Raw genomic sequence first — 19,878 nt, forward strand, 5'->3', positions numbered from 1 at the left:
CTGTACGCACCTACCCACATGAATTTCGAACTCGAACTCGAACACCGGATGATCCGGGATCTCGTCGCGCGTTTCGTGAAGGACGAACTGATTCCGCTCGAAGCGGCGGTGATGGCGCGCGAGGCCGACGGCCAGCGCTTCGGGCTGCTCGTCGACGAACGTGCGCACCTCGACGAGCGCTCCCGGCAACTCGGCCTGTGGGGACTCGACGCGCCGCTCGACGTGGGCGGCTCGGATCTGCCGGCCGTCGCGATGGTCGGCGTGAACGAGGCGATCGGCACGACCGTCACCCCGTACATCCTGCCGCCCGACTCGCCGAACCTGCGGATGCTGTGCGATGCGGCCGACGATGCGCAGCGCGCGCGCTATCTCGACCCGTACGCACGCGGCGCCACGCGTGCCGCGATGGCGATCTCCGAGCCGGGCGCCGGCTCCGACCCGGGCGCGCTGTCGACGACCGCCGTGCACGACGGCGACGGCTGGGTGCTGAACGGCCGGAAGATCTGGATCAGCCACGCGGCCGATGCCGACTGGACGATCGTGATGGCGCTGACCGATCGCAGCAAGGGCAAGCGCGGCGGCATGTCGGCGTTCATCGTCGATCGCGACACGCCGGGTTTCATCATCGAACGCCGGATTCCGATGATCGGCGGGCTGTCGACCTACGAAATCGTGCTGGAAGACTGCCGCATTCCCGCCGCGCAACTGCTTGGCCCGGAAGGCGCCGGCTTCACGCCGATGCAGGCCCGGCTCGCGAACCGGCGGCTGGAGATGGCCGCGTGGTGCATCGGCCGCGCCGAGCGCGCGGTCGCGCTGCTGTGCGACCATGCGAAACAGCGCACGACCTTCGGCGTGCCGCTCGCGGAGCGTCAGGCGGTCCAGTGGTGGGTCGCCGACGCGCTCACGCAGATCCACGCATGCCGCCTGATGACCTACGAAGCGGCCGCGCGCGTGGATGCCGGGCAGGATGCCCGCACGCAGATCTCGATGGTCAAGGTGTTCGCGACCGAAATGGCGTGGACCGTGATCGATCATGCGATGCAGACGCTCGGCGCGATGGGCATGACGAAGGAAATGCCGTTGCAGCAGATGGCCAGCGAAGCGCGGCTGATGCGCATCTTCGAAGGCCCGACCGAGGTGCACCGTTGGGTCGTCGCGCGCAGCGTGCTCTGACCGCGGCGCGCCGCCCACTTCCACGATGGAGCCCTGCGTTGAACACCCTGCATCTCGTCGATCCTGAAATCCGCCCGCTGCTCGAGACCTGGCCGACCGTCACGCTCGATGCCGACAACCTCGCGCAGTCGCGCCAGCGCGTGCTGCCGCTGCCGCCGCCCGACCCGACCGGCAGCACGCTCGAACGCCGCACGGTGCCCGGCCCGTCCGGCGCGCCGGACGTCCCGGTCCTCGTCTATCTGCCCGACGGCCACGCGCGCCCGCTACCAGCGATCGTCCACCTGCACGGCGGAGGCTTCGTGCGCGGCGCGGCGAAGGAACTCGAAGCGGTGCACCGGTTGCTCGTCACACACCTCGGCTGCGCGCTGATCTCGATCGACTATCGCCTCGCGCCGGAAACGGTGTTTCCCGGTGCGATCGAAGACTGCTACGCGGCGCTCGCATGGGTGTTCCGTCACGCCGATACCCTCGGCATCGACGCCGCGCGGATCGGCGTGGCGGGCGAAAGCGCGGGCGGCGGGCTGGCCGCCGCGCTGGTGCTGCTGGCCCGCGACCGCGGCGAATTCCCGCTCGCGTTCCAGCACCTGATCTATCCGATGCTCGACGATCGCACCTGCACGCGCCCGCCGCATCCGCATGCCGGAGAATTCATCTGGCATGCGGCCAACAACCGATTCGGCTGGACCGCGCTGCTCGGTCACGCCCCGGGCATCGACGGCGTGTCGCCGTACGCGGCGGCCGCGCGCGCCACGCGGCTCGACGGCCTGCCGCCCACGTTCCTGTCGGTCGGCTCGCTCGACCTGTTCCTCGACGAAAATCTCGACTACGCGCAGCGCCTGCTGCGCGCAGGCGTGCCGACCGAACTGCACGTGCTGCCCGGCGGCGTCCATGGATTCGACCTCGTGCCCGGCGCGCGAGTGTCGGAAACGGCGCGCCGCCTGAGCCACGACGCGCTGCGCCGGTTCCTGCACGGCTGACCAAAACAATGCGGGCGGCCGAAGCCGCCCGCATCCGCGCCGATCCCGACGACCACGCTCAGAACGCATCCCCCGGCACCCGCACCCAGCCTTCCATCAACACGCGCGCGCTGCGGCTCATGATCGCCTTCGTGACGGTCCACTCGCCGTTCTCGCGCCGCGCTTCCGCGCCGACGCGCAGCGTGCCCGACGGATGGCCGAAGCGCACCGCGTGGCGTTCGCCGCCGCCCGCCGCGAGATTGACGAGCGTGCCGGGGATCGCCGCGGCCGTGCCGATCGCGACCGCCGCCGTGCCCATCATCGCGTGGTGCAGCTTGCCCATCGACATCGCGCGCACCAGCAGGTCGACGTCGCCCGCGTTCACACGCTTGCCGCTCGACGCGACGTAGTCGGCCGGCTTCGCCACGAACGCGATCTTCGGCGTGTGCTGCCGCGTCGCGATTTCGTCGAGCGTGTCGATCAGGCCCATCCGCAATGCGCCGTGCGCACGGATCGTCTCGAATTTGTCGAGCGCCTTCGGGTCGCCGTTGATCGCGTCCTGCAGCTCCGTGCCCGTGTAGCCGATCGCTTCCGCGTCGACGAAGATCGTCGGGATGCCTGCGTTGATCATCGTCACCTTCAGCGTGCCGATGCCCGGCACCGCGAGATCGTCGACGAGGTTGCCGGTCGGGAACATCGCGCCGCCCGCGCCTTCTTCCTCCGCGGCCGGATCCATGAATTCGAGCTGCACCTCGGCGGCCGGGAACGTGACGCCGTCCAGCTCGAAGTCGCCCGTCTCCTGCACCGCGCCGTTCGTGATCGGCACATGGGCGATGATCGTCTTGCCGATGTTCGCCTGCCAGATCCGCACGGTCGCGACGCCATCGCGCGGCACGCGCGCCGGATCCACCAGCCCGCCGCTGATCGCGAACGGGCCGACCGCCGCCGACAGGTTGCCGCAGTTGCCGGTCCAGTCGACGAACGCGCGGTCTATCGCGACCTGCCCGAACAGGTAGTCAACGTCGTGCCCCGGCCGCGTGCTCTTCGACACGATCACCGTCTTGCTGGTGGACGACGTCGCGCCGCCCATCCCGTCGATCTGCTTGCCGTACGGATCGGGGCTGCCGATCACGCGCAGCAGCAGCGCGTCGCGCGCGGCACCCGGCGTCTGCGCGGCATCCGGCAGATCCTGCAGCCGGAAGAACACGCCCTTGCTGGTGCCACCGCGCATGTAGGTCGCGGGAATCCTGATTTGAGGAATATGAGCCATGTCTGTGTTCTCAATGTGCGCCGGTCAGGCTGCCTGCGACGATTCGAGGAAGTCCTGCGCGAACCGCTGCAGCACGCCGCCCGCTTCGTAGATCGACACTTCCTCGGCCGTATCGAGCCGGCACGTCATCGGCACCTCGACGCGTTCGCCGTTCTTGCGGTGAATCACGAGCGTGAGATCGGCGCGCGGCGTGCGCTCGCCGATCACGTCGAAGGTCTCGGTGCCATCGATGCCGAGCGTCGTCCGGTTGGTGCCCGGCTTGAACTCGAGCGGCAGCACGCCCATCCCGATCAGGTTCGTGCGGTGGATGCGCTCGAAGCCTTCGGCGGCGATCGCCTCGACGCCCGCGAGCCGCACGCCCTTCGCGGCCCAGTCGCGCGACGAGCCCTGGCCGTAGTCGGCGCCGGCCACGACGATCAGCGGCTGCTTGCGATTCATGTACGTCTCGATCGCTTCCCACATCCGCATGACCTTGCCTTCCGGCTCGACGCGCGCGAGCGAGCCCTTCTTCACCGCGCCGTCGACGACCGCCATCTCGTTGACGAGCGTCGGGTTCGCGAAGGTCGCGCGCTGCGCGGTCAGGTGGTCGCCCCGGTGCGTTGCGTACGAGTTGAAGTCCTCTTCCGGCAGGCCCATCTTCGCGAGGTACTCGCCGGCCGCGCTGTTCGGCAGGATCGCGTTCGACGGCGACAGGTGGTCGGTCGTGATGTTGTCGCCGAGCACCGCGAGCGGGCGCATGCCCTTCAGCGTGCGCTCGCCGGCCAGCGCGCCTTCCCAGTACGGCGGACGGCGGATGTACGTGCTCTGCGCGCGCCAGTCGTACAGCGGCGCCGCGCGCTCGCCCGCATCGGCGCTGCGCGCGAACATCGGCTCGTAGACCTTGCGGAACTGTTCGGGCTTCACGCTCGACGCGACGATCGCGTCGATCTCCTCGTCGGTCGGCCAGATGTCCTTCAGCGTGACGGGCTGGCCGTCCGGATCGTGGCCGAGCACGTCACGCTCGATGTCGAAGCGGATAGTGCCGGCGATCGCATACGCGACCACGAGCGGCGGCGACGCGAGGAACGCCTGCTTCGCATACGGGTGAATGCGGCCGTCGAAGTTGCGGTTGCCGGACAGCACGGCCGTCGCGTACAGGTCGCGATCGACGATCTCCTGCTGGATCTTCGGATCGAGCGCGCCCGACATCCCGTTGCAGGTCGTGCACGCGAACGCGACGATGCCGAAGCCGAGCTTCTCGAGTTCGGGCAACAGGTTCGCTTCTTCCAGATACAGTTCGACCGCCTTCGAGCCGGGCGCGAGCGAGCTCTTCACCCACGGCTTGCGCGTGAGGCCCTTCGCGTTCGCGTTGCGTGCGAGCAAGGCGGCGGCGATCACGTTGCGCGGGTTGCTGGTGTTCGTGCAGCTCGTGATCGCGGCGATGATCACCGCGCCGTCGGGCATCTCGCCCGGCTTCTCTTCCCACTGGCCGGCGATGCCGCGCGCGGCGAGATCCGACGTCGGCAGCCGCTTGTGCGGGTTCGACGGGCCGGCCATGTTGCGCACGACGCTCGACAGGTCGAACGTCAGCGTGCGCTCGTACTGCGCGTTCGCGAGCGTATCGGCCCACAGGCCCGCTGCCTTCGCGTAGGTCTCGACCAGCTTCACCTGCTCGTCGCTGCGGCCGGTGAGGCGCAGGTAGTCGATCGTCTGGCCGTCGATGAAGAACATCGCGGCGGTCGCGCCGTATTCGGGCGCCATGTTCGAGATCGTCGCGCGATCGCCGAGCGTGAGGCTCGCCGCGCCTTCGCCGCGGAATTCCAGGTACGCGCCGACCACTTTTTCCTTGCGCAGGAACTCGGTCAGCGCGAGCACCACGTCGGTCGCGGTGATGCCGGGCTGGCGCTTGCCGGTCAGCTCGACGCCGACGATGTCGGGCAGGCGCATCCACGACGCGCGGCCGAGCATCACGTTCTCGGCTTCGAGCCCGCCGACGCCGATCGCGATCACGCCGAGCGCGTCGACGTGCGGCGTGTGGCTGTCGGTGCCGACGCAGGTGTCCGGGAACGCGACGCCATCCTGCGCCTGGATCACCGGCGACATCTTCTCGAGGTTGATCTGGTGCATGATGCCGTTGCCCGGCGGGATCACGTCGACGTTCTCGAACGCCTTCTTCGTCCACTCGATGAAGTGGAAGCGATCCTCGTTGCGGCGATCCTCGATCGCGCGGTTCTTCGCGAACGCGTCCGGATCGAAGCCGCCGCATTCGACGGCGAGCGAGTGGTCGACGATCAGCTGCACCGGCACGACCGGGTTCACCTTCGCCGGGTCGCCGCCGCCGTCCGCGATCGCGTCGCGCAGGCCGGCGAGATCGACGAGCGCCGTCTGCCCGAGGATGTCGTGGCACACCACGCGCGCCGGGAACCACGGGAAATCGCGTTCACGCTTGCGCTCGATGATCTGCTTCAGCGAATCGGCGAGGATCGCCGGATCGCAGCGGCGCACGAGGTTTTCGGCGAGCACGCGCGACGTGTACGGCAGCGTGTCGTACGCGCCGGGCGCGATCGCGTCGACCGCGGCACGCGCGTCGAAATAGTCCAGCGACGTGCCGGGCAGGGGTTTGCGGTTGGCGGTATTCATGATGTGGGGCGGAAATCTGGGTATGACGTTCCGCGCGCGCCGGCGGCCCGCATCCTCACGGGCGCCGGCACGCGCGGCGGGCGTTTCAGCGCTTCTCGATCGGCACGAACTGCAGATCTTCCGGGCCCGTGTAGTTCGCGCTCGGGCGGATGATCTTGTTGTCGATGCGTTGCTCGATGATGTGCGCGCTCCAGCCGGACGTACGCGAGATCACGAACAGCGGCGTGAACATCGCGGTCGGCACGCCCATCATGTGATACGACACGGCGCTGAACCAGTCGAGGTTCGGGAACATCTTCTTCGCGTCCCACATCACCGATTCGAGGCGCTCGGCGATGTCGTACAGCTTCAGGTCGCCCGCTTCCTTCGACAGCTTGTGCGCGACGCCCTTGATCACCTTGTTGCGCGGATCGGAGATCGTATAGACCGGGTGACCGAAGCCGATCACCACTTCCTTGTTCTCGACGCGGCGGCGGATGTCGGCTTCGGCGTCGTCAGGCGAGCTGTAGCGGCTCTGGATTTCGTACGCGACCTCGTTCGCGCCGCCGTGCTTCGGCCCGCGCAGCGCGCCGATCGCGCCGGTGATCGCCGAGTAGATGTCCGAGCCCGTGCCCGCGATCACGCGCCCCGTGAACGTCGATGCGTTGAATTCGTGCTCCGCGTACAGGATCAGCGACGTGTGCATCGCCTCGACCCACGACTTCGACGGCGTCTTGCCGTGCAGCAGGTGCAGGAAGTGGCCGCCGATCGAATCGTCGTCGGTTTCCGTTTCGATGCGCTTGCCGTTGTGCGAGAAGTGATACCAGTACAGCAGCATCGAGCCGAGCGACGCCATCAGGCGGTCGGCGATGTCGCGCGCGCCCGGCAGGTTGTGGTCGTCCTTTTCCGGCAGCACGGTGCCGAGCACCGACACGCCGGTGCGCATCACGTCCATCGGATGCGCCGACGCCGGAATCTGCTCGAGCGCGGCCTTCAGCGCGCTCGGCAGGCCGCGCAGCGCGCGCAGCTTGGTCTTGTACGCAGCCAGTTCGGTCAGGTTCGGCAGCGTGCCGTGCACCAGCAGGTGCGCGATTTCCTCGAATTCGCACGATTCGGCGACGTCGAGAATGTCGTAGCCGCGATAGTGCAGGTCGTTGCCGGTCTTGCCGACCGTGCACAGCGCGGTGTTGCCGGCCGTCACGCCCGACAGCGCCACCGACTTCTTCGGCTTGAATGCGCCTGCGGCGGCCGGTGCTGCTGCGTCTTTCGTCTCGCTCATGTTTTGTTTCTCCAATGGGTATCGGGGGATGCGGGCCGCGTTACTTCTTGCCCTGCGCGAACAGTTCGTCGAGCTTGCGCTCGTATTCGTGATAGCCGAGGAAGTCGTACAGCTCGGCGCGCGTCTGCATCGTCGGCACGGCCGCCTTCTGCGTGCCGTCGCGGCGCAGCGTTTCGTAGAAGTTCAGCGCGGCCTTGTTCATCGCGCGATACGCGCCGCAGCAGTACAGCGCGATGTCGACGTTCGCCTCGCGCAGCTCGTCGACGGTGAACAGCGGCGTCGAGCCGAATTCGGTCAGGTTCGCGAGGATCGGCACCTTCACGGCAGCCTTGAAGCGGCGGTAGTCGTCGAGCGTCTTCATCGCTTCCGGGAAGATCATGTCCGCGCCGGCTTCGACGTACGCGACCGCGCGCTCGATCGCCGAGTCGATCCCTTCCGCGGCGGCCGCGTCGGTGCGCGCCATGATCACGAACTGGTCGTCGGTACGCGCATCGACCGCGGCCTTCACGCGATCGACCATTTCGTCGATCGGCACGACTTCCTTGCCAGGACGGTGGCCGCAACGCTTCTGGCCGACCTGGTCCTCGAGGTGCACGGCCGCGACGCCGGCGTTGATGAACGAGCGGACCGTGCGCGCAATGTTGAATGCACCGCCCCAGCCCGTGTCGATGTCGACCAGCAGCGGCAGGTCGGTCGCGTTGGTGATCCGGTTCGCGTCGATCAGCACGTCTTCCATCGTGCTGATGCCGAGGTCGGGGATGCCGAGCGAGTTCGCGGCGACGCCGCCGCCCGACAGGTACACGGCCTTGAAGCCGACGGCCTGCGCCATCTTGGCCGCGTACGCGGTGATCGCGCCGACCACCTGCAGCGGCTGCTCGGCCGCGACTGCCGCGCGGAACTTCGCGCCGGCGCTCTGAAGATGCGTATTGCTCATGAACGGCCTCCTGATGGAATGCCCGATAACAGCAAGGACCGGGCCAGCTTGCGAAACGTCGCTAACCCACTGATTCTTAAGCACCCGCCCCGGGCGAGACGGCGCCGGAAGATTTCAATTCGGCAATTTCGTGTTTCAAAAATGAAATCGCGCGCGCATAATCGGCGGTCATGGACCTCTCTTCGACCAAGCCCGTCGGCCCGGCCGACCGCACGGTGCGTCCGCGCATCTGGGCAATGGGCATCAGCCGCCTGCGCGACCTGTTTCGCGAGATCGCCGGCGAGTTCGACGAACGCGCCGACGTGCGCATCGTGACGCGCGCCTATGAAGATGCGCTCGGCGCGATCGCCGAGGCGGGCACCGCGCGGCCCGACGTGATCGTCGCGGCCGGCTCGAACGGCGGCTTCCTGAAAACGCGTGCGCAGGTGCCGGTGGTGGTCGTGTCGCCGACCGGCTTCGACGTGATGCAGGCGCTCGCGCGCGCGCGACGCGACGCGACGCGGATCGCGCTCGTCAGCGCCGGCGAAACGCCGCCCGAAGTGCGTCGCTTCGTCGCCGCGTACGGCCTCGACGTGCAGTTTGCGTCATATCAGTCCGCGCAGGAAGCGGAAGCCTGCGTGCACGACCTGCGCGATCGCGGCATCGAGACGATCGTCGGCCCCGGCCTCGTCACCGATCTCGCGGCCAGCGCCGGCATGGGTGCGGTGTTCCTCTATTCGCACGCGTCGGTGCGCAAGGCAGTCGAGACGGCGCTCGAAGTCGCGTATGCGACGCACGCCGAGGCATTCCGCCGCCAGCGGCTCGACACGCTGCTGCAGCATCTGCGTGACGGCGTGGTCGCGCTGGACGCGCACGGCCGCGTCGAGGCGATCAACGAACGGCTCGCGTCGGCGCTCGGGGTCGAACCCGCGGCGGCCGTCGGCCGCGCGCTCGTCGACCTGCGGCCCGAACTGCGCACGCTGCGCGGCGAGGACGGCGATGCGCTCGCGACCGTGCGCGGCGTGCGCTACGTCGTGCATCGCGGGCCGCTCGTCGATCGCGGCGTCACGTCGGGCAGCGTGCTGACGTTCCAGGAATCGCGCGCGGTCGAACGGCTCGATCGCGCGCTGCGTTCGCAACCGACCACGCAGCAGTTCGCGGCCCGCTATGCGCTCGACGACGTGGTCGGCGCCTCGGCGCCGATGACGCGCGTGCGCGAGCTCGTGCGCCGCTATGCGAAATCCGACGCGACCGTGCTCGTGCTCGGCGAAAGCGGCACCGGCAAGGAAATGATCGCGCAGAGCCTGCATGCGCTGTCCGCGCGGCGCAGCTATCCGTTCGTGGCGGTCAACTGCGGCGCGTTTCCGGAAGCGCTGCTCGAGAGCGAACTGTTCGGCTATGAGGAAGGCGCATTCACCGGCGCGCGACGCGGCGGCAAGACCGGCCTGTTCGAGGCCGCGCACCGCGGCACGCTGTTTCTCGACGAAATCGGCGAGATGCCGCCGTCGCTGCAGAGCCGGCTGCTGCGCGTGCTGCAGGAGCGCGAGGTGATCCGCCTCGGCTCGACCGAACCGATCCGCATCGACGTGCGCGTGATCGCCGCGACGCACCGGCCGCTGCTCGCGGCCGTCGAGGCCGGCACGTTCCGCGCGGATCTCTATTACCGGCTCAACATCCTGAACGTCGGCCTGCCGCCGCTGCGCGAACGCGCGGCCGACATTCCCGCGCTCGCGGCGACACTGCTCGTGCAGGCCGCGCGGCGCGAGCCGCGTCTCGCCGAACGCGTGCGCGACACCGACGACGCGCTGCGCGTGCTCGACGCGACGCAAGCGACGCTCGCGCGCTACCGCTGGCCGGGCAACGTGCGCGAGTTGCAGAACGTGGTCGAGCGGATCGCGGTGGAGCTGGCCGAGGACGTCGACGAGAGCGATCCGGACGCCGCGTGTGCGGCGCTCGCCCCCGGCGCGCTGCAGGTGATCGCGCCCGAGCTGTTCGCCGCGCCGCCCGACGCGGGTGGGGGCGCCGACGACGATGGACAAACGCTCCACGCACGCCGCCGTCGCGCGGAAGCCGACGAGATCCGCGCGGTACTCGACGCGTGCGGCGGCGACCGCGATCGCGCCTGCGCGATGCTCGGCATCAGCAAGACGACGCTGTGGCGCAAGCTGTCGGCGAAATAGGTTCGGGCCGCCCGTCATTCCGCCTTGTGATAGTGGCGATACGCCTTCGCGCGATTGCCGCACGACGACATCGAGCACCAGCGTCGGCTGCCGTTCTTGCTGTCGTCGATGAACAGCCACTGGCATGCATCGTTCGCGCAGCGCTTGACCTTCGCGAGCCGCGCGCCGCCGAGCAGGTCGATCGCCGACCACAGCACCGGACTCAGCAGCCCCGCGAGCGTCGCACCTGACGCATCGATCCGCCACGCGTAGCGGCCGTCGACGCGCGCCAGCGCAACGCGCGGCGACGCTTCCGCCAGAAAGCCGCCGAGCAGCGCGAGATCGTCGGGCTGCGGCTCGCGCTGCTCCGCCTGCGCGTGAAAGAGCCGGTAGAGCGCCTCGCGCAATGCGAGCGCCTGCGCGAGCATCGGAGGCTCGTCATTCTTCTTCGGGTTCGGATATTGCTCGCGACACGCGTCGACCAGCCCGGCCGGTACGCCGGCCTGCTCGCGGCACCACGCGAGCAGGTCGTCCAGCGCGCCGAAGGTTTCCGTCGGCGGGTCGCTGCCGCGCCAGTACAGCGTGTTCGCGAAATCGAGGCTCAACGTCTCGGGCGGCGCCGGGATCAGGCAGTCGATCGCGACGGAAGGTTGCGTTTTTCTCATGACGCGATCGTATCTAACCACCATGCCGGTTGACAAGCGCCGGAGCGATTTCTAACATAACCGGCATGGTGGTTAAAAACAGGTTGGCTGCACCGACGCTCCCTTCAATCCAAGGAGACACAGATGATCGATCGCTTTTCGTTCAGCGTTATCCACACCGTCGCCGGCCGCACGTACGAGGCGAGGACGCTCGACGCGCTTCGCTGCAAGCGGCTGGCATGGTGCCTCCAGGCAGGTTTGCCGTTCTGACGTCCCCCTCAGTTCAAGGAGAGCCACAGATGATCGATCACCTTTCATTCGGCGTTGCACACGTTGGCCGCAGCCGCACCTTCTACGACAGCACGCTCGGCGCACTCGGCTACAAGCGTCTGTATAGCGACGACAACGCGATCGGGTACGGCACGACCGAGCCCGAGCTGTGGTTGCAGCACGCGGCTCGCCCGGTCGTCGCCGATCCCGATTCGGGGTTGCACCTGTCGTTCAAGGCCGCGTCGCCGGTCGAGGTCGATGCGTTCTACCGCGCCGCGCTCGAGCACGGCGGCAAGGACAACGGCGGCCCCGGCAAGCGCGAGCACTACGGCCCGGGCTACTACGCGGCGTTCGTCGTCGACCCCGACGGATATCGGCTCGAAGCGCATTGCGAACTGGACAACGTGGTCTGATCCGCTTCGCACCGCCGCGGACATGCGACAAGGGCCGATTCCGCATCGCGCGGAATCGGGCCCCTGGTTCGAGCTGTCTCGTCGTTCGGGGCGCGCCGCTCGCCGCCGGCATTCATGCCGACGTGGCGGGCAGCATGGCCAGCGCGGGGGGCTGCGTCCTCCAGCCGGCCCGCGTCGCTCACGCGCTCATTGCGCGTGGCGCGTGCTCTGCAACTGCTCGCCGAGCCCGTCGATCCCGAGGCGCACCATCTGGCCGGCCTTCAGGAATACCGGCGACGGCTTGATCCCCATGCCGACGCCCGGTGGCGTACCGGTCGTGATCACGTCGCCCGGCTGCAGCGTCATGCAGGTCGACAGATACGCGATCAGCTGCGCGACGGTGAACACCATCGTGCGCGTGTTGCCGTTCTGATAACGGTGGCCGTCGATTTCGAGCCACAGGTCGAGACGCTGCGGATCGGGTACCTCGTCGCGTGTGACGAGCCACGGGCCGATCGGGCCGAACGTGTCGAAACCCTTGCCCTTGTCCCACTGGCCGCCGCGCTCGATCTGCCATTCGCGCTCGGACACGTCGTTGACGACGCAGTAGCCCGCGACGTAATCGAGCGCGCGCGCTTCATCGACGTCCTTGCACTTCGCGCCGATCACGACGCCCAGCTCGACTTCCCAGTCGGTCTTGACCGAACCCTTCGGGATGTCGATGCCGTCGTTCGGGCCGCAGATCGAGCTCGTCCACTTGCCGAATACGACCGGCTCCTTCGGCACCGGCATGCCGGCTTCGGCTGCATGGTCGGCATAGTTCAGGCCGATGCCGATGAACTTGCCGACGTGGCCGACGCACGCGCCGATGCGCGGCTCGCCCGACACGAGCGGCAGCGTGGCCGGATCGATCGCACGCAGCCGCGCGAGACCCGCGTCGGACAGCACCTCGCCGGCAAGATCCGGCACATGCGCGGACAGGTCGCGAATCCGGCCGGCCGCGTCGAGGATGCCGGGCTTTTCCTGGCCGGGCGGGCCATAGCGAAGCAGTTTCATCGTGCTTAACCTCTGTTGTCGAATGGGACAGGATACCGGCCGACGCGGCCTTTCGCAGCCGCGCGCCGGACTGATTGTCGATCGTCGATTGCACGCGTCGGCGCCGCATGCGGGATGCCGTCGACGCGCGAGGGTCGCGCGGGCGCAGCGATCGCGGCGCCGTACGGAAGTACGGCGCGCATCGAACGGGCGGCCGCCGGTCTGCGCATCGGCGACGACGGCCCGGCATCCGCGACGCGTGCCGGCCCATGTCGGCCGGCTGCACGCGCGGCCGCGCCGTCGCTGGCCCGCAAGCCTTTGTACCATCGGCCGCGCGCCGTGAAATGACGCGCGACGGATACCGACTATTGGTGCGCCTGCCGACGCTGCGGCGCAGCACGCGCCGCACCGGCGTCGGTGGAACGACCATCGTTCGCAGTGGCGCCTGCCATCGGTGCATGAATACTGGCTATTCGGGGTGCCCCTGTCATCGGAAACGTTTGCCCATCCGTTCTTGTCCGGTAATGATCGGTAAAAAGACGCTGCATTGCACACTGTATGTTTATTGCTAAGCTCATACGGATGGCTTTCATTGCCATCCGCGGGCCCGCCCTATACGCGTGCAGAACCGGCCAGCGTGCGTCGCCAACCGATCGACGGTAATCCCCCAACCTCACACCGACAATGCAGACAACCAACGACCCGCTTCCCGGCAGCGACGCACGGGAATCGATGGCCGCTATCGACCGCTATCGCGCACCCGCGCTCGACAAGGGCCTCGATATTCTCGAACTCCTGTCCGAGCAGAAGGAAGGACTCACCCGCACCGAAATCACGAAGGAACTCGGCCGTAACGCGAGCGAGATCTACCGGATGCTCGAACGCCTCGTCGCACGCCGCTACGTGATGCGTTCGACCGGCGGCGACCGCTATACGCTCAGCCTCAAGTTGTTCGCGCTTGCGCACCGGCATCCACCGATGAACCGGCTGATCGCCGAAGCGCTGCCGCCGATGCAGCGCTTCGCCGATGCCGCCGAGCAATCGTGCCACCTGTCCGTCTACGATCGCGGCAACCTGCTCGTGATCGCGCAGGTGGACGGGCCTGGCCCGTGGGGCGTGTCGGTCCGGCTCGGCTCGCGCGTCGGGCTCGCCGATACCGCGTCGGGACGCACGCTGCTGGCGTTCCAGGGCCCCGAGCAACGCGCGCACATGCTGGCCGAGCACCGCAAGGTCAAGGGCGAAACGCCGCTGAACGAGCAGGAGCTCGCGAATGCATGCCAGTCGATCCGGCAGTCCGGCTACCTGCGCCAGGACAGCCGCCAGGCCTACGGCGTGACCGACCTGACCGTGCCGATCCTCGGGCCCGCCGGCCATGCGATGGCCGTGCTGACGTGTCCGTACATGCGACGGATCGATGCGCACATGGCGCCGACCGTCGACGTGGTCGTCGACGCACTGCGCGACACGGCCGCCCATCTGTCGATGTGCCGCACCGAGACCTGCTGACGCGCGGGTTCGCCGCCAACGCGCACCGGGCATCGCGCAGCGGCGCCGGGTGCGATTGCGCACGACGCCCGCGCGGTGCCCGATGCGCGATGTCGCATCGGGCAGCCGCGGCGCTACGCTAAAATAGCGGCCCTCTCAAAAACTACGGCGGCCGGTTGTCGCGGCCGTCGTGTCCGATGGATGTCATGGCCAAACTTCTGAACGATCAAGAATTCCAGCGTTTCTCCGAACTTCAGCAGAAGCAGGCAAGCTTCACGATCACGCCCGAGGAAGCGGACGAACTGCGCGATATCGTCGCGCGCGCGCAGAAGAAGCGCGACGATCGTGCCGCCGCAATGCAGGCGATCGAGAACTACATCGAGCAGTTCGACATCACGCCTGACGAACTCTTCTCGCCCGAGCAGATCGGCGACGCGGCGCGCACCTACGGGCTCATCACGGCGACCAAGAAGGAACGCACGCTGCCGCCGTCGATCACGTTCAACGGCAAGCCGTACCAGTGGACCAAGACGCTTCCGGACGACGTGCGCGGCGCACTGTTCGACGCGTTCACGTCCGGCGAGTCGGTCAAGCGCTTCATCGCGATGCCGAAAGACGCCGCGCGCTGTGCGCTGACGATCGCCCGCCTCGAGCGCGAAACCGGTGCCGTCTATGCCGATCCACACCTCGAGGAACTCGCGATTTCGCGTGATCAGGTGAACGACGCGGCGTCGAAACTCGCTGCGTGAATGTGATCGTGGGCACGCTTCCTGCGTGCCCACACCCGCGCGTCACGCCGGCATTGGCCGGCGCGGCGCCCGCGGCAGGCGTGCGTTCGCATGCTCCCGAAAAAGCTCACCTCGGCATCCCGCAAGCGCTCACCGCAGCCTCCCGTAAAGTCTCACCGAAGGCTCCTGGAGACGCTTACTGACGCCTCCCGAACATCCTCACCGATCGCTCCCGCAAGTGCTCACCGAGGTGTCCCGGAAAGGCTCACCGGCCTTTCCCGCAGGCGCTCATCGGCCGTTCCCGGGAAAGCTCACCGAACGCTCCCGTATCGGCTCACCGCGCTGTCCCGGAAAAGCTCACTCGCCGCTCCCGAAAAGTCTCACCTTCGTGATGGCTTTGCATGTGCGAAGCCGGAATAGGGCCACGAATGCGTGCAAGCACATCGCTTGAAACGGTTGCGCAGGGCGAATATCGCAGCACGCTGGCGCGCCTCTGCCGACATGATGCGGGCTTCACGATATCGCCTCGACCGGCAGGTTCGCCACGTCGGCGAGCGCTTCATGCCGGATACTGGTTTCAACTCCTTTGCATTCCTGAGTGACCGTGCGGCATGGCGAGACATTGCAGCATCGACGCCATGCGTTACCTTCGCAACGTGGGACCACAGACTGACGCCTACGGTTGCAACTTCATCCTGAACCCGACGACGCCCGGCTCCTCCGTCGTCGATACCGCAAACCCGCACGATTTCGCGAGCGAAATCATCGCCGTATTCTCGCGCAACGCCTCGCCGACCATCCACGCGGTGCCGCGCGAGCGTGCGTAGTCGATGATGCGCATCATCATCAGCCGGCCGAGCCCCTTGCCCTTTTGGTCGGGCCGTACCGCGATCGCGAACTCCGCCGTCTCGTTGTCGGGATCGGCGACCGCGCGCGCCACCGCGAGCGTGTGGTCGCGCCCCGACACGTCGGTGAACGACACGATGAATGCCATCTCGCGGTCGTAGTCGATCTGCGTCATGCGCGCCACCTGCGAATGATCGAAGCTGCGCACCGCGCCGAAAAAACGCATCCGCAGATCTTCCGGCGTCATCGCACCGAGCAGCTCGTTGTGTGCGGCCTCGTCCTCCGGACGGATCGGACGGATCGTCACCGTCTCGCCATGCCACTCGAGCGTCTGCTCGAGGTGCCGCGGATACGGCATGATCGCGAGCCGGCTGCGCCCTGCAGCCAACGTGATGCGCGGCGCGACGACCCATGCGCGGTCGGACAGCACGCGCAGCGTGACCGACATCGCAACGACTTCGCGCACGTCGCAAACGACCTGCGACAGCGCCGTCAGCGCGTCGAGCGTCGGCTCGACGGGCGTGCTGCGCGCATACGGCGAGCGCTCCATCACCGCGCGGGCGAGCACGGTGTTCAGCGGCGGCAGACCGTAGACGACGAACGGCGCCGATACGCCATCCGCCGGCGGCACGGCGTAGCGAAACACCGGACCGAAGTTCGAATCGTCATACATGTCGACCGTGATATCGACGACCTTCTTGCCGGCCGGCTCGCTGGATTGCTCGCCCTGCAGACCGAAATGGGACAGCCAGCGCAGCGCGGCTTCGCCGGCCAGTTCATGCTGCCCGGCTTCGACCATGCGGCGCGCGTCGGCCTGGGCGGACGCCACGCATTCGGCCGGCTGCGGCGGCGTGCCCTCCGGCGTCTGCATCAGCAGCTGGCGCCCGAGGTTGTAGTCGACGAGACGCGCATACGCACGTGCGAGCCGCTGCGGCGTCGTGTGCACCGGAATGCCGTTCGCGTGCAGCGCATCGCGTGTCGCCGCATCGACCGCGCCGAAGAAACACGCGAGGATGCCGCGATGCGCGTACTGCCGCGAATCGATCAGCGTGCGCGCGACCAGGTCGGCCGGCGCACTGTGTGAAGTGGAATGAACGACGAACAGCGTGCCCGTCTGCGGAAACGGGGCGAGCGCCTTGATCGCCGCGGCAAAGTGTTCGGGGCGTGCATCGTCGCCCAGCGTGAGCGGATTGCCCGGCGCCGCGAGATGCGGCAGCGCGGCCGCGACGGCCGACGTGGCCGCGGGCGACCAGCCGGTCAGCACGTCGCGCACCTCGGCCACCGCATCGACCGCGAGTTTCGCCACGCCCGCATCGCTGGTCACGAGCGTCGCCGCCCCCCGTGCGGTGACGCGGCCCACGCCGAGCGTCTCGATTTCGTCGAGCAGGTCGTCGAGCGCATCGACGCGCACCATGCCCGCGCGCTGGAACGCCGCCGTGTAGAGCGCATCGCCGGGATCGGCACGGCCGGTACGTAACGCGAGCACCGGCTTGTTGCGTGCGGCCGCGCGCGCCGCCGACATGAACTTGCGCGCCGCGCGCACGGTATCGAGCTCGAGCAGGATCGCGCGCGTGCCGGGATCGCTCGCCAGATAGTCGAGGACGTCACCCGCATCGACGTCCGATTCGCCGCCGAGCGCGACGACATGCGAAAAGCCGAGGCCCCGCGCATGGGCCCAGCCGAGCACCGCGTTCGTCAGCGCATTCGATTGCGATACCCATGCAACGCCGCCCGATCGCGCCGTATACGCAGGCGCGCCGAAATGCGCATGCCGCGCCGGCGACAACACGCCGAGGCTGCCGGGCCCGACGATACGGAGCACGAACGGCTTCGCCGCCTTCAGCGTGCGATCGACCGCGGCGCGATCGGCATCGGTGCGCGCCTCGCCGACGATCACCGCGACCCGCGTGCCCAGCTCACCGAGCTTGCGCACGATGCCGGCCCAGGTCGCGGGTGGCGTGCAGATCACGGCAACCGACGGCGGCGCGGGCAACCGGTCGACATCCGAGACGACCGCATGCCCGTCCAGCTCGCGATATTTCGGATTGACCGGCCAAACAGGCCCCTGGAACGCGCCGTCGAGCACACGCGACCACACCATCGCGCCGATACTGCCCGCGCGCGACGACGCGCCGACGACCGCAACGGACTTGGGCTGGAACAACGCATCGAGATGGCGAACGGTCACATCGGCTCCCTGCGGTGGCGAAAGACGACACGATCGGCATGCGGCCACGCGGGCCGTGCGCCGATCGACGCGAACCCCAAGCATAGGCGAAGCGCCTGCGACTGCCTATATGCCGAACGGCCGACTATTCGACGGACGTCAACGCTCGCATCATGGATCTGCAACACATGCGGCCCGGCATCGCAGCGCCGCTCGCACGATGCAGGCAACGCGGCACGATGCTGCAGTCGCGCGCTCAAAGGTGAGGTTTTACAGGAGCCATGGTGAGTATCTTCGGGAATCGCACGACATACCGCGCCAATACGCGAAAGGTGATGAAAGTCCGCGTCGCGCGTGCACCTCGAAAATGGCGAATGCCAATGCGCGTGCATTGCGCCATTACGCGCTTGTTTACGGAAATTCCCCGCAATATGCAGTCGGATCGCGGCGAATTCGCAAAACGGGATCCGTTCATTGCGCGGCATTGCACTTCAATTCGCGACGGAAAATCGCATGGCGACCGCCCAAAAACAAAACGGTGCGAAGGCCGCATGGCCGTTCGCACCGTCAGTCGATACGCGAAAGGTGAGGATTTTCGGGAGTCAGTCCTTGATCAGGAAACGTCCGCGATTCTTGCCGAGCCATGCCGGCGCCCGCCCGCGACCACTCCAGGTTTCGCCCGTCTTCGGGTTCAGGTACTTCGGCGGCAAGGTCCGCTTGGGCTTCGCGGCGGCAGCGGCTGCGCCCGATCCTGCCGGGCGAAAACCGAGTTCTTCCGGCGTAATGTCGTATTCGTCGATTTTCGCGCGGATTTCGGCAATCGCGTCGGCAATCGCCTTTTCACGTTCCTTGTCGATCTTTTGCTGAAGCCGTTCGAGCTGTGCGGACAGTTGCCTGTAGGTCGCCATATGGATGGGACTCCATGAGTGTTATTCGTGAAAAATAGGTAACACCAAGCAAACAGAAAAGCGCTTCGCCCGATCGTGGTCTCCTCAGCCGGTCATTTCGGGATCAATAACCGCTCTTCTTCTTGCACGCGAAGAGAAGATTTCGCACGGCGTCATCCGTCGATTGCTGGATCACGTCGAAATCTCCGTTGCACATGGCCCGGGCATTGTCCGTGCAATTGCTCCAGTCGCTGCCGGTGCATTGCACCTGAGTGGTCGGGCGCCCGTCCGAAGTGAACAGCGGAGCACCGCCACCGCACCCGCCGAGCCCTGCAACCAGAGCCAACATCACGGCCGCCCGAGGCCACCGACAGACCGACGCAAGCATGTGTTTCATTATGGTTCCCGTCAACCTTTTTTTGAATGTCGCGAGTATGCCATGGGCGGCCCGTCGAGCGTCAGTCCGGCGCGCGGTCGGGTTGTCCGCGCGCCTTGTACGGCAAGCGCTTGCGCGGATCGTCGGTGATGCGAATGAACACCTGCTCGACGTCCGGAATTGCCTCGAATTCACGTTGCAACGCCTGGCGATCGACGCTCGTATCCGCACATCCTTCGACGTAGATGAAACGTCGCTGCACGGTAATCCACAGGCTCGTGCCGCGCAGACGATCGGAGCCCGCGAAGTGCGCCTTCGCCGCATCGGCGATCGACGCATCGTACATATACGAGTTCGGCTTCGTGCAGCGATGGGCGAGCCAGCAGGTCGTGCCGCGTTCGGCGCGGTAGTGCGCATCGTCCGTCATCTCCGCGCGCGTCATCCACGGGCCGAGCGGCAACGGGCATTCGGCGACGTCCTGCGACAGCGCGACGAACGGGTCGTTGTACCAGTTGCGCCGCGCGTCGGCCGTGTCGGCGTCGCCGGCCTGCGCGAATGCGGAGCTCGCCAGCAACATGGTCAGCCACCCTGCGATGCCGATCCGCTTCATCGTGATCTATATGAACGCGTCCCGTTTGCAACAGTTTTCGTGTGTTCAGACAGACAGGATGGGCTGCAGCTCTATATCCGGCCTTGTTGC

17 protein-coding genes are annotated in these 19,878 nt (G+C 67.4%); 7 read left to right on the forward strand and 10 right to left on the reverse strand.

What is annotated here, in order from left to right; genetic code table 11:
- The first annotated feature begins 18 nt into the window (after positions 1–18).
- Together DFS13_RS22035 and DFS13_RS22040 are read left to right on the forward strand one after the other, a co-directional pair.
- Positions 19–1,173, forward strand: a complete 1,155-nt coding sequence (locus DFS13_RS22035) for an acyl-CoA dehydrogenase family protein (protein ID WP_006481666.1) — start codon at positions 19–21, stop codon at positions 1,171–1,173.
- A gap of 38 nt (positions 1,174–1,211) precedes the next feature.
- Positions 1,212–2,150 (forward strand): alpha/beta hydrolase, encoded by a 939-nt coding sequence (locus DFS13_RS22040; RefSeq protein ID WP_069352653.1) that lies wholly within the window; start codon positions 1,212–1,214, stop codon positions 2,148–2,150.
- A 58-nt stretch (positions 2,151–2,208) separates the two neighbouring features.
- Here the strand turns inward: DFS13_RS22040 and prpF are convergent, their stop codons facing one another.
- The 4 genes from prpF to prpB all read right to left on the reverse strand — a co-directional run bounded on the left by prpF (position 2,209) and on the right by prpB (position 8,210).
- Positions 2,209–3,399 (reverse strand): 2-methylaconitate cis-trans isomerase PrpF, encoded by a 1,191-nt coding sequence (prpF, locus tag DFS13_RS22045; RefSeq protein WP_048987755.1) that lies wholly within the window; start codon positions 3,397–3,399, stop codon positions 2,209–2,211.
- A 24-nt stretch (positions 3,400–3,423) separates the two neighbouring features.
- The gene (gene acnD / locus DFS13_RS22050; protein WP_006494360.1) at positions 3,424–6,018 is read right to left on the reverse strand and encodes a Fe/S-dependent 2-methylisocitrate dehydratase AcnD; all 2,595 of its coding nucleotides are present in this window, start codon (positions 6,016–6,018) and stop codon (positions 3,424–3,426) included.
- Positions 6,019–6,103: 85 nt separating this feature from the next.
- The gene (gene prpC, locus DFS13_RS22055; RefSeq protein ID WP_006491569.1) at positions 6,104–7,276 is read right to left on the reverse strand and encodes a 2-methylcitrate synthase; all 1,173 of its coding nucleotides are present in this window, start codon (positions 7,274–7,276) and stop codon (positions 6,104–6,106) included.
- Between the two features lie 40 nt (positions 7,277–7,316).
- Positions 7,317–8,210, reverse strand: coding sequence for a methylisocitrate lyase (prpB, locus tag DFS13_RS22060; RefSeq protein WP_006481649.1), 894 nt, complete (start codon positions 8,208–8,210; stop codon positions 7,317–7,319).
- Between the two features lie 170 nt (positions 8,211–8,380).
- On the opposite strand from prpB, the gene prpR reads away from it, so the two are divergent.
- The gene (gene prpR / locus DFS13_RS22065) at positions 8,381–10,369 is read left to right on the forward strand and encodes a propionate catabolism operon regulatory protein PrpR (protein ID WP_111442124.1); all 1,989 of its coding nucleotides are present in this window, start codon (positions 8,381–8,383) and stop codon (positions 10,367–10,369) included.
- A 14-nt stretch (positions 10,370–10,383) separates the two neighbouring features.
- On the opposite strand, the gene DFS13_RS22070 is transcribed toward prpR, so the two are convergent.
- The gene (locus DFS13_RS22070; protein WP_006494358.1) at positions 10,384–11,013 is read right to left on the reverse strand and encodes an ABATE domain-containing protein; all 630 of its coding nucleotides are present in this window, start codon (positions 11,011–11,013) and stop codon (positions 10,384–10,386) included.
- 123 nt (positions 11,014–11,136) lie between these two features.
- On the opposite strand from DFS13_RS22070, the gene DFS13_RS40875 reads away from it, so the two are divergent.
- A complete protein-coding gene (locus tag DFS13_RS40875; protein WP_257737085.1) occupies positions 11,137–11,262 on the forward strand; it encodes a hypothetical protein in 126 nt (41 codons plus the stop codon).
- A gap of 29 nt (positions 11,263–11,291) precedes the next feature.
- A complete protein-coding gene (locus tag DFS13_RS22075; protein WP_006481651.1) occupies positions 11,292–11,675 on the forward strand; it encodes a VOC family protein in 384 nt (127 codons plus the stop codon).
- 186 nt (positions 11,676–11,861) lie between these two features.
- Here the strand turns inward: DFS13_RS22075 and DFS13_RS22080 are convergent, their stop codons facing one another.
- Positions 11,862–12,710: an ureidoglycolate lyase gene (locus DFS13_RS22080; RefSeq protein ID WP_006481667.1), complete on the reverse strand. Its 849-nt coding sequence runs from the start codon at positions 12,708–12,710 to the stop codon at positions 11,862–11,864.
- 663 nt (positions 12,711–13,373) lie between these two features.
- Here DFS13_RS22080 and DFS13_RS22090 point away from each other — a divergent pair.
- Complete coding sequence (locus tag DFS13_RS22090; protein WP_006490143.1) at positions 13,374–14,195, forward strand: IclR family transcriptional regulator; 822 nt, start codon at positions 13,374–13,376, stop codon at positions 14,193–14,195.
- A 176-nt stretch (positions 14,196–14,371) separates the two neighbouring features.
- On the forward strand, positions 14,372–14,923 hold the full coding sequence (locus tag DFS13_RS22095) for a hypothetical protein (protein ID WP_034178622.1): 552 nt from the start codon (positions 14,372–14,374) through the stop codon (positions 14,921–14,923).
- Positions 14,924–15,578: 655 nt separating this feature from the next.
- On the opposite strand, the gene DFS13_RS22100 is transcribed toward DFS13_RS22095, so the two are convergent.
- The 4 genes from DFS13_RS22100 to DFS13_RS22115 form a co-directional block, all read right to left on the reverse strand.
- Complete coding sequence (locus DFS13_RS22100; protein ID WP_006494355.1) at positions 15,579–17,936, reverse strand: GNAT family N-acetyltransferase; 2,358 nt, start codon at positions 17,934–17,936, stop codon at positions 15,579–15,581.
- A gap of 581 nt (positions 17,937–18,517) precedes the next feature.
- A complete protein-coding gene (locus DFS13_RS22105; protein ID WP_006494353.1) occupies positions 18,518–18,823 on the reverse strand; it encodes an H-NS family nucleoid-associated regulatory protein in 306 nt (101 codons plus the stop codon).
- 103 nt (positions 18,824–18,926) lie between these two features.
- Entirely contained in the window at positions 18,927–19,199 is a 273-nt protein-coding gene (locus tag DFS13_RS22110; protein WP_012493616.1) for a hypothetical protein, read from the reverse strand.
- 61 nt (positions 19,200–19,260) lie between these two features.
- Positions 19,261–19,788: a BON domain-containing protein gene (locus tag DFS13_RS22115; protein WP_006490158.1), complete on the reverse strand. Its 528-nt coding sequence runs from the start codon at positions 19,786–19,788 to the stop codon at positions 19,261–19,263.
- Positions 19,789–19,878 lie beyond the last annotated feature (90 nt).

This window comes from Burkholderia sp. 28_3 (assembly GCF_003253915.1).
GTDB classification, from domain to species: Bacteria; Pseudomonadota; Gammaproteobacteria; order Burkholderiales; family Burkholderiaceae; genus Burkholderia; species Burkholderia cenocepacia.

What these genes read in the sequence shown, in the direction of transcription:
- DFS13_RS22035 (WP_006481666.1), top strand. Translation starts at nt 19, where the DNA reads ATGAATTTCGAACTCGAACTCGAACACCGGATGATCCGGGATCTCGTC.
- prpF (WP_048987755.1), bottom strand. Translation starts at nt 3,399, where the DNA reads ATGGCTCATATTCCTCAAATCAGGATTCCCGCGACCTACATGCGCGGT.
- acnD (WP_006494360.1), bottom strand. Translation starts at nt 6,018, where the DNA reads ATGAATACCGCCAACCGCAAACCCCTGCCCGGCACGTCGCTGGACTAT.
- prpC (WP_006491569.1), bottom strand. Translation starts at nt 7,276, where the DNA reads ATGAGCGAGACGAAAGACGCAGCAGCACCGGCCGCCGCAGGCGCATTC.
- prpB (WP_006481649.1), bottom strand. Translation starts at nt 8,210, where the DNA reads ATGAGCAATACGCATCTTCAGAGCGCCGGCGCGAAGTTCCGCGCGGCA.
- prpR (WP_111442124.1), top strand. Translation starts at nt 8,381, where the DNA reads ATGGACCTCTCTTCGACCAAGCCCGTCGGCCCGGCCGACCGCACGGTG.
- DFS13_RS22070 (WP_006494358.1), bottom strand. Translation starts at nt 11,013, where the DNA reads ATGAGAAAAACGCAACCTTCCGTCGCGATCGACTGCCTGATCCCGGCG.
- DFS13_RS40875 (WP_257737085.1), top strand. Translation starts at nt 11,137, where the DNA reads ATGATCGATCGCTTTTCGTTCAGCGTTATCCACACCGTCGCCGGCCGC.
- DFS13_RS22075 (WP_006481651.1), top strand. Translation starts at nt 11,292, where the DNA reads ATGATCGATCACCTTTCATTCGGCGTTGCACACGTTGGCCGCAGCCGC.
- DFS13_RS22080 (WP_006481667.1), bottom strand. Translation starts at nt 12,710, where the DNA reads ATGAAACTGCTTCGCTATGGCCCGCCCGGCCAGGAAAAGCCCGGCATC.
- DFS13_RS22090 (WP_006490143.1), top strand. Translation starts at nt 13,374, where the DNA reads ATGCAGACAACCAACGACCCGCTTCCCGGCAGCGACGCACGGGAATCG.
- DFS13_RS22095 (WP_034178622.1), top strand. Translation starts at nt 14,372, where the DNA reads ATGGATGTCATGGCCAAACTTCTGAACGATCAAGAATTCCAGCGTTTC.
- DFS13_RS22105 (WP_006494353.1), bottom strand. Translation starts at nt 18,823, where the DNA reads ATGGCGACCTACAGGCAACTGTCCGCACAGCTCGAACGGCTTCAGCAA.
- DFS13_RS22110 (WP_012493616.1), bottom strand. Translation starts at nt 19,199, where the DNA reads ATGAAACACATGCTTGCGTCGGTCTGTCGGTGGCCTCGGGCGGCCGTG.
- DFS13_RS22115 (WP_006490158.1), bottom strand. Translation starts at nt 19,788, where the DNA reads ATGAAGCGGATCGGCATCGCAGGGTGGCTGACCATGTTGCTGGCGAGC.